Annotated in this window: 11 protein-coding genes and 1 other RNA gene; 5 read left to right on the top strand and 7 right to left on the bottom strand. The window is 71.2% G+C overall.

Features of this window, described 5'->3' with window-relative positions:
• Positions 1-118 precede the first annotated feature (118 nt).
• Genes tolQ through tolB form a run of 4 tightly spaced genes read left to right on the top strand, consistent with a single transcriptional unit; the run spans position 119 to position 4228 of the window.
• The gene (gene tolQ / locus A5481_RS13910) at positions 119-835 is read left to right on the top strand and encodes a protein TolQ (RefSeq protein WP_048432435.1); all 717 of its coding nucleotides are present in this window, start codon (positions 119-121) and stop codon (positions 833-835) included.
• A 37-nt stretch (positions 836-872) separates the two neighbouring features.
• Positions 873-1316, top strand: a complete 444-nt coding sequence (locus A5481_RS13905) for an ExbD/TolR family protein (protein ID WP_064503996.1) — start codon at positions 873-875, stop codon at positions 1314-1316.
• A gap of 19 nt (positions 1317-1335) precedes the next feature.
• On the top strand, positions 1336-2847 hold the full coding sequence (gene tolA / locus A5481_RS13900; protein ID WP_082984923.1) for a cell envelope integrity protein TolA: 1512 nt from the start codon (positions 1336-1338) through the stop codon (positions 2845-2847).
• A gap of 52 nt (positions 2848-2899) precedes the next feature.
• Positions 2900-4228: a Tol-Pal system beta propeller repeat protein TolB gene (gene tolB / locus A5481_RS13895; RefSeq protein ID WP_048434042.1), complete on the top strand. Its 1329-nt coding sequence runs from the start codon at positions 2900-2902 to the stop codon at positions 4226-4228.
• A gap of 680 nt (positions 4229-4908) precedes the next feature.
• Here tolB and A5481_RS13890 read toward each other — a convergent pair.
• The 7 genes from A5481_RS13890 to A5481_RS13860 form a co-directional block, all read right to left on the bottom strand.
• Positions 4909-6423 (bottom strand): DegQ family serine endoprotease, encoded by a 1515-nt coding sequence (locus tag A5481_RS13890; RefSeq protein WP_048434041.1) that lies wholly within the window; start codon positions 6421-6423, stop codon positions 4909-4911.
• A gap of 150 nt (positions 6424-6573) precedes the next feature.
• The gene (locus A5481_RS13885) at positions 6574-6768 is read right to left on the bottom strand and encodes a DUF2065 family protein (protein ID WP_048434040.1); all 195 of its coding nucleotides are present in this window, start codon (positions 6766-6768) and stop codon (positions 6574-6576) included.
• Between the two features lie 201 nt (positions 6769-6969).
• Positions 6970-7893, bottom strand: coding sequence for a protease modulator HflC (hflC, locus tag A5481_RS13880; protein WP_048434039.1), 924 nt, complete (start codon positions 7891-7893; stop codon positions 6970-6972).
• The gene (gene hflK / locus A5481_RS13875) at positions 7890-9104 is read right to left on the bottom strand and encodes an FtsH protease activity modulator HflK (protein WP_048434038.1); all 1215 of its coding nucleotides are present in this window, start codon (positions 9102-9104) and stop codon (positions 7890-7892) included. The genes hflC and hflK overlap by 4 nt, the downstream gene beginning before the upstream one ends.
• A 278-nt stretch (positions 9105-9382) precedes the next feature.
• Positions 9383-9883: a dihydrofolate reductase gene (locus A5481_RS13870; protein ID WP_048434037.1), complete on the bottom strand. Its 501-nt coding sequence runs from the start codon at positions 9881-9883 to the stop codon at positions 9383-9385.
• A 2-nt stretch (positions 9884-9885) separates the two neighbouring features.
• Entirely contained in the window at positions 9886-10680 is a 795-nt protein-coding gene (locus A5481_RS13865) for a thymidylate synthase (RefSeq protein ID WP_048434036.1), read from the bottom strand.
• A 160-nt stretch (positions 10681-10840) separates the two neighbouring features.
• Positions 10841-11620, bottom strand: coding sequence for a CPBP family intramembrane glutamic endopeptidase (locus A5481_RS13860; RefSeq protein ID WP_048434035.1), 780 nt, complete (start codon positions 11618-11620; stop codon positions 10841-10843).
• Between the two features lie 42 nt (positions 11621-11662).
• Here A5481_RS13860 and ssrA point away from each other — a divergent pair.
• Positions 11663-12027: a transfer-messenger RNA gene (gene ssrA, locus A5481_RS13855) on the top strand.
• Positions 12028-12063: the final 36 nt, after the last annotated feature.

Raw genomic sequence — 12063 nt, 5'->3', positions numbered from 1 at the left:
GGGCGCTGGCCCATACTTTCGACAGATTCGGGCGCGATCGAACCACCATACGACAAGCCCCGATCCCGGTTGGAGTGCCCGAGGGCCGTTCAGCGGCCCGGGACGCGAGGAAAGCCGCATGAATCCCGCCGACGCCGCCCAGGCGATGCCCGTGGCCGAGATCACGATGTTCGGCCTGTTCTGGCAGGCCCATTTCGTCGTGAAGGTGGTGATGCTGGGCCTGCTCGGCTCCTCGATCTGGTGCTGGTCGATCATCATCGACAAGACGCTGCTGTTTCGCCGCACCAAGGCGGAGATGGACGCCTTCGAGGAGGAGTTCTGGTCCGGCCGGCCGCTGGAGGAGCTCTACCGCGCCTACAACGAGAAGCCGGCCACCGGGCTCGCCGCCCTGTTCGTCGCCGCGATGCGCGAGTGGCGCCGCTCCTACGAGGGGTCGGGCCGCTCGATCCGCAGCCTCGGCCAGCGCATCGACAAGGTGCTCGACGTCACGATCCAGCGCGAGGTCGAGCGGCTGGATTCGCGCCTGCTGTTCCTCGCCTCGATCGGCTCGGCCGGCCCGTATATCGGCCTGTTCGGCACGGTGTTCGGCATCATGACGGCCTTCACGTCGATCGCCGCCTCGAAGAACACCAGCCTCGCGGTCGTCGCGCCCGGCATCGCCGAGGCGCTGTTCGCCACCGCGATCGGCCTGTTCGCGGCGATCCCCGCGGTGCTCGCCTACAACAAGCTCCAGGCCTCGGTGGCCAAGGCCCAGGGACGCCTCGAGGGCTTCGCCGACGAGTTCTCGGCCATCCTGTCGCGCCAGATCGACGAGCGCATGGCGCTGGCGGCCTGATTCCCGCGACCCTCGATTTCAAGAAGGATTGAGCCAGATGGGCATGGCCTCCGGAGCGGCACAGGGCGGCGGACGCCGTCGGCGCGGCCGGCGGGGCGGCGCGATCAACGAGATCAACATGACGCCGTTCATCGACGTCGTGCTGGTGCTCCTGATCATCTTCATGGTCGCCGCGCCGATGATGACGGTCGGCGTGCCCCTCGACCTGCCGCAGACCAAGGCCGCGCCGCTCAATCAGGATTCGAAGCCGATCACCCTCTCGATCCGCCAGACCGGCCAGGTCTTCCTCGGCGAGGACGAGCTGACCGACGACACCATCGTCGCCAAGCTCTCGTCCGCCGCCAAGGACGGGTTCGAGGAGCGGGTCTTCGTGCGCGGCGACAAGCGGGTCGATTACGGCCGCGTCGCCCAGGTGATGGCGATCGTCACGGGCGGCGGCTTCAAGAAGGTCGCCCTCGTGACCGAGCCCGATCAGCGCTAGCACGGCGGGGATCGTTTCCGTGGTTCTTCCCTTCGACAGGTCCGAGCCGGGCGTCTGGGTCTCGGCCGGCGTGCACGTCGTGCTGGTCGGGCTGGCGCTCTTCGCCGCCGCCTCGCACGTGCTGCCGCAATCCGAGGAGGGCGTCCCGGTCGAGGTCATCACCGAGAACCAGTTCTCGGAACTGACCAAGGGCCAGCGCGACGGCGAGGCCCCGGCCAAGAGCCCGCGGGCCGACCGGGTGGCGGAGAAGCAGCAGGACAACGACCCCGGCGAGGCCAAGGCCAACGTGCCGACCCCGCCGACGCGCCCGCCCGACATCAAGGTCGCCAACGCCGAGGAGATGCCGGTGCCGCCGCTGCGCCCGGCCCTCGAGCAGCCCGAACCCGCCCCGATGCCGCCGGCCCGCCCCGACACCGCCAAGGCCGACACTGCCAAGGCCGATGCCGAGAAGGCCGCCGCCGCGAAGGCCAAGGCGGAGGCCGAGGCCCGCGCCGAGGCGAAGGCGGAGGCCGAGCGCGAGGCCAAGGAAGCCGCGAAGGAGGCGGCCAAGGAGGCCGCGAAGGCCGCCGCCAAGGCTGCTTCCGAGAAGGCTGCTTCCGAGAAGGCCGCCATCGCCGCCAAGGCGGCCGCCGAAAAGGCCGCCGCCGAGAAGGCCGAAGCGGAGGCGATCCGGCGCGAGGAACTGGCCGAGGCCAAGGCTGCGGCCGAGAAGGCCGCCGCCGAGAAGGCGGCCGCGAAGGCGCGAGCCGAGGCCAAGGCCCGCGCCGAGGCGGAGGCGAAAGCGAAGGCGGAGGCCAAGGCGGAAGCGGAGGCCAAGGCTCAGGAAGCCAAGGCCGAAGCGGAGGCGAAGGCCAAGGCGGTCGCCGAGGCCAAGGCGAAGGCGGACGCCAAGGCCCGTGCCGAAGCGGAAGCCGAAGCGAAAGCTCAGGCCAAGGCGGACGCCGAGGCCAAGGCCCAAGCCGCCGCCAAGGCCCAAGCCGCCGCGGACGCCAAGGCGAAGGCCGAGGCCGCCGCGAAGGCCAAGGCGGTGGCCGAGGCCAAGGCGAAAGCGGCCGCGGAGGCAAAGGCCCGGCACCAGGCCGAGCTCGCCGCCAAGTTCAATTCGGGCTCGATCCGCGACATGCTCGCGGCGCACGGGCCGTCGCAATCCACCGGCGCCACCGGCCGCGAGGTGCAGCGCACCGCCGCCCTCGGCACGGCCGCGGGGTCGTCCCAGCGCCTCAACCCGAGCCAGCGCGACGCCCTGGTCGGCCTGCTGCAGCAGCAGATCGAGCGCTGCTACTCGGCGCCCCCAGGCGCCGCGCAGGGCATCGTGCTGCCGCAGCTCGACATCCGCCTGAACCCCGACGGTTCGCTCACCACCGAGCCGCGCATCCTGCGCGCCGGCGGCAGCGCGGTCGACCGCTCGATCGCCGAGGCCGCCGTGCGCGCGGTGCGGCGCTGCGCGCCCTTCCGCATCCCGGCCCAGTTCGCCCCGTTCTACAACGACTGGCGGATCATCAACGCGGAGTTCGAGCTGCCGCGGGCCTGACGTCAGCCAGTCCCGCCGGCCGCCTGCCTCACCCACGATGGACGACCCCTCCATGCATTCCCACTCGCGATTGCGTCACGCGCTCGCCGCGCTCCTGTGGCTGTGCCTCGCCGCCGGCTTCGCCTCGCCCGCGCAGGCGCAGCTCAACCTGCGCATCGGCCCCGGCGGCGCCTTCCAGCCGATGCCGATCGCCGTCGCCGACTTCTCGGGCGATCCGAGCCTCGGCCCGACGCTGTCGGGCATCGTGACCAACAACCTGAAGCGGTCCGGCTACTTCACGCCGATGGAGAAGGCGCGCTTCCCCGAGACCCCGAACTTCGACGCCGCGCCGAATTTTTCCGCCTGGAAGGATACCGGCGTGCAGGGCCTCGTCACCGGCCGGGTGATCCGCGACGGGTCGGGCCGGCTCAAGGCCGAGTTCCGGCTCTGGGACGTGCTGTCGGGCCAGCAGATGATCGGCCAGCAATATGCGGGCGACGGCGCCAATGCGCGCCGCATGGGCCACCTGATCTCCGACGCGGTCTACACCAAGATCACCGGCATCGGCGGCTTCTTCGACACCCGCGTCGCCTTCGTCGACGAGTCGGGCTCGAAGGAGCACCGCCGCAAGCGCCTCGCGATCATGGACCAGGACGGCGCCAACGTGCGCTACCTCACCAGCGGCGAGGCCTCCGTGGTGGCGCCGCGCTACTCGCCCTCGACCCAGGACATCACCTACATGTCGCAGGTCACCGGCCAGCAGCCGCGGGTGCAGGTGATCAACCTCTCGACCGGCGCCCGCCAAGTGATCCCGACCAACGCCGAGATGAGCACCAGCCCGCGCTTCTCGCCGGACGGGCGCCGCCTGGTGATGAGCGACCAGGACGGCGGCAATGCCAGCATCTACGTGATGGATCTCGGCTCCAAGGCCCAGACCCGGATCACCAACGCCAACGCCATCGACACCTCGCCGTCCTTCTCGCCGGACGGGCGCGAGATCGTGTTCGAATCCGACCGCGGCGGCCAGCAGCAGATCTACGTCATGGGCGCCGACGGCTCGAACCCGCGCCGCCTCTCCTTCGGCGACGGCTCGGCCTCGCAGCCGGCCTGGTCGCCGCGGGGCGACTACATCGCCTTCACGCGCCAGCGGAAGGGCTCATTCTCGATCTGCATCATGAAACCCGACGGCTCGGGCGAGCGGGTGCTGACGGAGGGCTTCCACAACGAAGGCCCGACCTGGGCGCCGAACGGCCAGTACGTGATGTTCTTCCGCGATCCCGGCGGCCAGGCCGGCGGCAAGCTCTACATGGTCGACATCACCGGCAAGGTCGAGCAGCCCGTCCCGACCCCGTCCTACGCCTCCGACCCGACCTGGTCGCCGCTGATCGACCCGCAGAAGTGAAGACAGGAGTCCGGCCCGGTGAACGGGCCGGGCCCCATTCGCATTGAAAATCCAGGTATTCTGCTACGCTATTCCGGGGTTCGCCGCAGACGAGAACCCGGATCCATAAACGTCGACGCGCAGAAAAGGCGGACAGTATTCCGCCGAGAGCAGCGCCCATGACGTTGCGACACGTCACAAGACACAGCAGGTTGCACGGTTTGGGAGCGACGGCCGCTGCGCCTCAACCCTCCCCCCTCTGCGGGGGAGGGTGCCCGGCGGAGCCGGGCGGGAGAGGGGACGACGCTTCCGGAGAGGTCGCGACCGTGTTGAAGGGCGCTCCCTGGATCAATGTCGCGCTGCCCCTCTCCCGGCCCCTGCTGACGCAGGGTCCACCCTCCCCCGCAGAGGGGGGGAGGGTTCATGCTCTCCGCCGTCGCTGCCACACCCGCACGGAATCGTGTGCCGTATACAGTGGCGGCGCAATTGGGCGCCGCTCCAAGTCCTTGATTGTGCCGCTTTGTCTGCGGTGCGCCGGCGTCCACGTCGTCGGACAATGCCCTCGTCATGCACCGTCGGCGTTTATGGATCCCGAATTCTGTCCCGCCGCCCCGGGATTGACTTGGCAGGTGTGGAATCAATCGAGCAGGTCAGAAGAACAGCGCGCGGCGGGCCACGAAAAGCCCGCCGCGCCCGTGCCGTTATTCCAGGCTCAGCGCCACGAACCGCACCTCGCCGTCCTTGTTGGCGACGAGCAGCAGGGCGGACTTGCGGCCGTCCTTCTTGATCTGGTCGATGCGGCGGGTGACGTCGGCGGGGGCGTTCACCGCCTCCTGGCCGACCTCGACGATCACGTCGCCGGGCTGGATGCGCTTGTCGGCGGCGTTGGAGTTCGGGTCGACCCGGGTGACGAGCACGCCCTTGACGCTCTCCTTCACCCCGAAGCGCTTGCGCGACTCGTCGGACAGGCCCGAGAGGTTGAGGCCGAGCGCCTGGCGGGTGACGTCGGCCTCCGGCTGCGGCCGGTTGAGGGCCGCCTGCTGCTGCGGCTTGTCGCTGTCCTCGAGGCGGCCGAGCGTGACCTGCTTGGTCTGCTCCTGGCCCTTGCGGACGGTGGTCACGTCGACGACCTTGCCGACCGGGGTCGAGGCGACGATGCGGGGCAGGTCGCTCGAGCTCTTGACCTCGGCGCCGTTGAACTTGGTGATCACGTCGCCGACCTCGAGGCCGGCGGTCTTGGCCGGGCCCTTCTCGTCGACGCCGGCGATCAGCGCGCCACGGGCGCCGCCCTTGAGGCCGAGCGCCTCCGCCGTGGTGTCGTCGACGTTCTGGATCCGCACGCCGAGCCAGCCGCGCCGCACCTCGCCGAACTGGCGCAGCTGGTCGATCACCGGGCCGGCGGTGGCGGTGGGGACGGCGAAGCCGATGCCGACCGAGCCGCCGGTCGGCGACAGGATCGCGGTGTTGATGCCGATCACCTCGCCGTCCATGTTGAACAGCGGACCGCCGGAATTGCCCTTGTTGATGGCCGCGTCGGTCTGGATGTAATTGTCGTAGGGGCCGGACTCGATGTTGCGGCCCCGGGCCGAGACGATGCCGGCCGAGACCGAGCCGCCGAGGCCGAACGGGTTGCCGATCGCGATCACCCAGTCGCCCGGCCGCATCTTGTCGGAATCGCCGAGCGGCACCGACTTCAGCGGCCGGTCCGGATCGGGCTTCACCCGCAGCACCGCGAGGTCGATCTTCGAATCCTTGCCGATGATCTCGGCCTTCAGCTTGCGGCCGTCGTGCAGGATCACCTGGATGTCGTTGGCGTCGCCGATGACGTGGTTGTTGGTGACCACGATGCCCGACGAATCGATGATGAAGCCCGAGCCGAGCGAGTTCGAGCGGCGCGGCGCCCGCGGCTGGCTCTCGGCCCCGCCGCCGCCGCCCTGGCCGCGGCGGTTGAAGAATTCCTCGAACAGGTCCTCGAACGGGGTGCCCGGCGGCAGCTGCGGCATGGTGCGGCCGCGCGCCTCGACGGTGGTCGAGGCCGAGATGTTCACCACCGCGTCCGTGACCTGGTCGGCGAGGTCGGCGAGCGAGGCGGGACCCTTGGCGAAGGCGACGTCGGGGAGGGCCGCGGTGCCGACGGAGAGGGCGAGCAGGGCCCCCGCGAGGGCGGGCAGGCGCCGTCTCGCGAAGGCGGGGTTACGGCGCGAGGAAGCGGCCATCGTGTGAACCTCGTACGGCAGGGTCGTCGTGAACAACGCGGTCGGGCGCGACGGAGGCGAGAGGCTCCGCGGCGCCCGGGCAAGCTCCCTCCGGGGAGCGAGCCCCCCTAAGATCGTCTCCCGACGGACCGGTTCAAGTCCCGGGGCCGTTCAGCCGAGGAGCAGGCGCACGACGCCGACCACGACGACGCCCGCCGCGGCCGAGAGCAGGCCGACGAGGCGCATCCGCTCCATCGGGCTCTGGGCGGCCTCCTGCATCGCCCGGCGCATCGCCCCCGGGAAGGCGGCGCAGAGCAGGCCCTCGATGGCCAGCGCGAGGCCGAGGGCGGCGACGAGGTCCTTCACGGCCGCGAGCGGGCGGTCATTGCCGCCATTCCTGTTCCCCCCTGCGGTCGCATCGTGTCGTCTCCGCGGCACCGGCCGGATCGTCGCATCCGCCGTCACAACAATGCGCCCCGCCGGGCCGGGCCGGCCCGGCCCGCGGCGGGGCGCGCAAGGTCTCGTCGGGTCGTCGGGCCGGCCCCGCGGAGGCGGGGCGCGGCGAGGCTACTGTCCCGCCGCCGGGGCGGCAGCGGCCGGGCGCGCCCGGCCCTGCGGGTCGTTGAAGTAGCGGAAGAACTCCGAGCCGGGGCTGATCACCAGCCGGGTGTCGGATCCGCTCAGGCCCTTCTCGTAGGCCTGCATCGACCGGTAGAAGGCGAAGAAGTCCGGGTCCTGCCCGAAGGCGTCGGCGAGGATGCGGTTGCGGTCCGCCTCGCCCTGGCCGCGGAGCTGGTCGGCCTTCTGGTTCGCCTCGGCGAGGAGCACCGTGACGTCGCGGTCGGCCTTGGCCTTGATGGTGGCCGCCACCTGGTTGCCGTTGGCGCGCAGGTCCGCCGCCTCGCGCTCACGCTCGGTGCGCATGCGCTGGTAGACCGCCTGCGAGTTGGCTGCTGGCAGGTCGACCCGGGTCAGGCGCAGGTCGACGATCTCGATGCCGAGATTCTTCGCCTGCCGGTTCACGTCCTCCTGGATGCGGTTCATCAGCCCCTCGCGCTGGGTGCGCACGATGGCGTCCCGCGAGGCGCTGGCGAGCACGTTGCGCATCGCCGCGTTGGTGAAGCTCGACAGGCGCTGGTTGGCGACCTGGATGTTGTTGACCGCCTGGTAGAAGCGCAGCGGGTCGCTGATCTTGTAGCGGGCGAAGGCGTCGACCTCGAGGTTCTGGCGGTCGGCCGAGAGCACGGTCTGCACCGGCAGGTCGAGGTCGAGCAGCCGCTTCTCGAACAGCACGACGCTCTCGAAGAACGGCAGCTTGAAGTACAGGCCGGGCTTGTCGGTGCCGGCCTGGTTCAGCACGGTGCGGACGCGGCCGAACTGCAGCACCAGCGCCTGCTGGGTCTGGCCGACGGTGAAGGCCGAGGCGTAGATCAGCACCAGGACGAGGACGCCGAGGACGACGAGGCCGGTGCGAAGCGCGTTGCCGTTCATCGGGCGCTCCCCTGGACCGGGGTGCCCGGACGGGCGGCATTGGCGAAGTCCTGCAGCGGCAGGACCGGCAGCACGCCGGCGGCGGCCGCACCGGCGCCCGCCGCGCCGCCCTGGTCGATGATCACCTTGTTCACGCCGCCCAGCACCTTCTCCATGGTGTCGAGGAACATCCGCTCGCGGGAGACCGCGGGCGACAGCTTGTAGGATTCGTAGACCTCGCGGAAGCGCGCGGCCTGGCCGGTCGCCTCGGCGGTGGCCTGCGACTTGAAGGCCTCGGCCTGCTGCTGGATCTGCGAGGAGCGGCCGCGGGCCTCGGGGACGACGCGGCTGGCATAGGTCTCGGCCTCGTTGCGGGCGCGGGCGGCGTCCTGCTGGGCCGCGTTCACGTCGACGAAGGCCTGGCGCACCTCGGCCGGCGGGCTCACGCCCTGGAGCTGCACCACGTTGATCAGCACGCCGGCGCCGTAGGAATCGAGCGCCTTCTGGATGATCTGCTGCACCTCCTGCGCCACGCTCGACTGCTCGGTGGTGAGGATCGCCTGGATCTGGCGACGGCCCACGACCTCGCGCATCGCGCTCTCGGCGACCGACTTGATGGTGCCCTCGGGGTTCTGCAGGTTGAACACGAAGTCCTCGGCCTTGGCCGGGTTCACGCGCCACTGCACGTCGAAGTCGATGTCGACGATGTTGTCGTCGCCGGTGAGCATCAGGCTCTCCTCGGGCACGTCCCGGGAGCGCTGGGCGCCGACGCCCGAGCGGTAGCCGACCTGGATGCTGCGGGACTCGCCGACATTCGGCTTCACCACCGCGCCGATCGGGTAGGGGAAGTTCCAGCGCAGACCCTCGCCGGACTGGCCGGTATAGCGCCCGAACACCGTGTTGATGCCGACCTGGCTCGGCAGCACCGTGTACCAGCCGGTCATCAGCCACAGCACCAGCACCGCCAGCACCGCCAGGACCGCGCCCTTGGCGCCGACCGAGCCGCCCGGCATCAGGTTCTTCAGCCGGTCCTGGCTGCGGCGCAGCAGGTCCTCGAGGTCCGGCGGCTGGTTGCCGCCGCCCGAGCCGCCGCCGCCCCAGGGACCGCCACCGCCACCGCCACCGCCGGAGCCACCGCCCCAGGGACCACCGCTATTGCCGCCGCGGTTGCCCCAGGGACCGCCCCCGTTGCCGCCGCTGCCGCCGCCGCCGCTCTGATTGCTCCAAGGCATGCTCGCCCACGTCCTTTCCCGGCCGGCACGCCCCGCGCTGTCTCTCGCGTCCCGCGCGGCACTCGCACTGCTCTGGCATTCGCTCCCTTGCGATATCGGCCGAGCCCCACACGAAAGCAACCTCCGCCCAGGGTCCAATTCTCAAGGTTTCCGCCCGGGGCCGGGAGTTCCATCGCCGCACCCGGGAACCTGAGATGGATCGGCCGTCTCGGACGTGTCGTGCGGGCTTGCCGCGCGGGCCTGCCGCGCGGGCTTCCCGCACGGACGCGGCGCGCGCGTCACGCGCCGGCCCGGCGCTCGAGGGTCACGAACCGGAATGCGTGCTCGTCCTCGGGGCCGGCCGGATGGGCTTCGGCGGCGACCTCGCGGAACTCCGCCGGGATCGCGGGAAAGCGCGCGTCGCCGTCGGGCGCCGCCGCGACCTCGGTGAGGTGGATCCGGCCGGCATGCGGCAGGGTGAGCGCGTAGATCTCGGCGCCGCCGGCCACCATGACCTCCTCCGCGTTGCCGGCGAGCCGCAGGGCGTCGTCCCAGCCCGCCGCCCGCTCGATGCCGGGCGCCGCCCAGGCCGGGTCGCGGGTCATGACGATCACCCGCCGCCCCGGCAGCGGCCGGCCGATCGAGTCCCAGGTCTTGCGGCCCATCACCACCGGCTTGCCCATGGTGAGGGCGCGGAAGCGCCGCAGGTCGCTGCGCAGGCGCCAGATCAGCGCGTTGTCGCGGCCGATGACGCCGTTCCGCGCCGCGGCGACGATCAGGGTGACGAGGGGGGGAGCCATCCCTACACCGCCACCGGCGCCCGGATCGCCGGATGCGGGTCGTAGCCCTCGATGGCGATGTCGTCGTAGCGGAACTCGAACAGCGAGCGCACGGACGGGTCGAGGCGCAGGCGCGGGAGCGGGCGGATGTCGCGGGCGAGCTGTTCGCGGGCCTGGGCGACGTGGTTGGAATAGAGGTGCGCGTCGCCGAGCGTGTGGACGAAGTCGCCGGGGACGAGGTCGAGCACCTGCGCCATCATGTGGGTGAGGAGCGCGTAGGAGGCGATGTTGAACGGCACGCCCAGGAACACGTCGGCCGAGCGCTGGTAGAGCTGGAGCGAGAGCCGGCCGTCGGCGACGTAGAACTGGAACAGGCAGTGGCAGGGGGCGAGCGCCATGCGGTCGAGGTCGGCCGGGTTCCAGGCCGAGACGACGAGGCGGCGCGAATCGGGGTTGCGGCGGATCTCGTCGAGCACCCAGGCGATCTGGTCGACGCTGCCGCCGTCGGGCTTGGCCCAGGATCGCCATTGCCGGCCGTAGACCGGGCCGAGGTCGCCGTGCTCGTCGGCCCACTCGTCCCAGATCGTGACGCCGTTGGCCTGCAGGTAGGCGACGTTGGTGTCCCCGGCGAGGAACCACAGCAACTCGTGGATGATCGACTTCAGGTGCAGCCGCTTCGTCGTCACGAGGGGGAAGCCCTCGCCGAGGTCGAACCGCATCTGATGGCCGAACACCGAGAGGGTGCCGGTGCCGGTGCGGTCGTGCTTCTCGACGCCGTCGTCGAGGATGCGCTGGAGGAGGGCGTGGTAGGGGCGCATGGCGGACATCCTCCGCGTGAGAAACGGCCCGGGGCGCCGCGCGGCGCCCGGCGGGCTTCCAGTGGCTCGGGCCGGGGGAGGGAAGCGGCTCCCCGCCCGGCCGTGGTGCCCGGCACGATAACGCGCCCCTGCCCGGATTCGCAGCGCCCCGCCGGTGGAATCAGCCGGTACTCCACACCCGTGCCAGCACCACGGCGCCGTTGCTCGCGGCGTGCAGCGCGATGCAGGGCCACAGGCTGCCGGTCCACAGCCGCATCACCCCGAGCGCCACCCCGAGGGGCAGCACCGAGACCGGTTGCAGCAGCCCGCCCTCGGCGTGGCAGAGCGCGAACACCGCCGCACTGACGGCGACCGTGGCGCCAGGCGGGAGGAGCCGGCGCAGGCGCCCGAACAGGTCGCCGCGAAACAGCATCTCCTCGGCGAGGGGCGCCAGGGCCACCAGCCACAGGATCCACGTCCAGAACACGCCGCCGGTGAGGAACGGCGACAGCCGCCAGGTCCGGGCCGGCATCTGGCCGGCCAGGAGCAGGAGCCCGGCGGTGCCCGCGACCTGGAGCGGCGGCCAGAGCAGGATCAGCCACACGGCGCGGCGGGGCAGGGCGGATCCTCGGGGCGTCCTGTCCTCGCGGGGCGTCCCCTCCTCGCGGGGCATCTTTTCCTCGCGGGGCGTGCCCGGCCGGATTCCGGCGGCGGCGACGAGGAGCGCCAGGGCCGCGTGCGGCAGCACGGTCAGGGCGAGCAGCGCCCGCTCGCCGCCGGTGAGCGACGGGAACGGCAGCAGCCCGTGAGGCGGCGCCGGCAGGCGGCCGACGGCCGCGACCACCCCGAAGGCCAGCCCGAACGCGGCGACCTGAAGCAGCAGCGCCCGCAGGATCGCGCCCGCGACGCCGAGCCAGAACGAGGGGCGTGAGGGTGGCGCGGGAGGCCCGGACGCGGGCATCGGCGCAACGGTTCGCGAAACGGACACAGAATGGCGCGCGGCGGGCTTCAAAAGCGGCACGGGACCCTCTATATTCCCCTTGCCGGTCGCGAGGCCGGCTATGGCGATAAACGTTCTTCGGAATAAACCTATCGGACCCGGGGGCGGTACCCGGCGCCTCCACCCAAGCCCGGAACGGCCCGTTCGGTTCGGGCTTCGGCGGGGGCGAAATAGGATCGACGAGGGCGTAAAGGTTGAGCTTTCGCTCGGCATGGTTCCGCCGTTATCGGGCCAATGCAATAGTTGCCAACGACAACTTTGCTCCGGTGGCGGTGGCCGCGTAAGCGGTCCCCAATACCAAACGAAGTCCTAGCGGGTAGCACTGCATAGGCGGGGTTCGGAGGCACCTGGCAACAGAAGCCTCCACTCGAAATTCCCTTCCCGCGAGCGATGCGGCGCCAGGC

Origin of the sequence: Methylobacterium platani (genome assembly GCF_001653715.1) — a bacterium.
Lineage (GTDB): Bacteria > Pseudomonadota > Alphaproteobacteria > Rhizobiales > Beijerinckiaceae > Methylobacterium > Methylobacterium platani.
Note: the sequence above shows the minus strand (reverse complement) of the source record. Positions and strands in the feature narration are given on the sequence as shown.

What these genes read in the sequence shown, in the direction of transcription:
- hflK (WP_048434038.1), bottom strand. Translation starts at nt 9,104, where the DNA reads ATGCCTTGGAGCAATCAGAGCGGCGGCGGCGGCAGCGGCGGCAACGGG.
- A5481_RS13890 (WP_048434041.1), bottom strand. Translation starts at nt 6,423, where the DNA reads ATGGCCGCTTCCTCGCGCCGTAACCCCGCCTTCGCGAGACGGCGCCTG.
- A5481_RS13865 (WP_048434036.1), bottom strand. Translation starts at nt 10,680, where the DNA reads ATGCGCCCCTACCACGCCCTCCTCCAGCGCATCCTCGACGACGGCGTC.
- A5481_RS13860 (WP_048434035.1), bottom strand. Translation starts at nt 11,620, where the DNA reads ATGCCCGCGTCCGGGCCTCCCGCGCCACCCTCACGCCCCTCGTTCTGG.
- A5481_RS13905 (WP_064503996.1), top strand. Translation starts at nt 873, where the DNA reads ATGGGCATGGCCTCCGGAGCGGCACAGGGCGGCGGACGCCGTCGGCGC.
- hflC (WP_048434039.1), bottom strand. Translation starts at nt 7,893, where the DNA reads ATGAACGGCAACGCGCTTCGCACCGGCCTCGTCGTCCTCGGCGTCCTC.
- tolQ (WP_048432435.1), top strand. Translation starts at nt 119, where the DNA reads ATGAATCCCGCCGACGCCGCCCAGGCGATGCCCGTGGCCGAGATCACG.
- A5481_RS13870 (WP_048434037.1), bottom strand. Translation starts at nt 9,883, where the DNA reads ATGGCTCCCCCCCTCGTCACCCTGATCGTCGCCGCGGCGCGGAACGGC.
- tolB (WP_048434042.1), top strand. Translation starts at nt 2,900, where the DNA reads ATGCATTCCCACTCGCGATTGCGTCACGCGCTCGCCGCGCTCCTGTGG.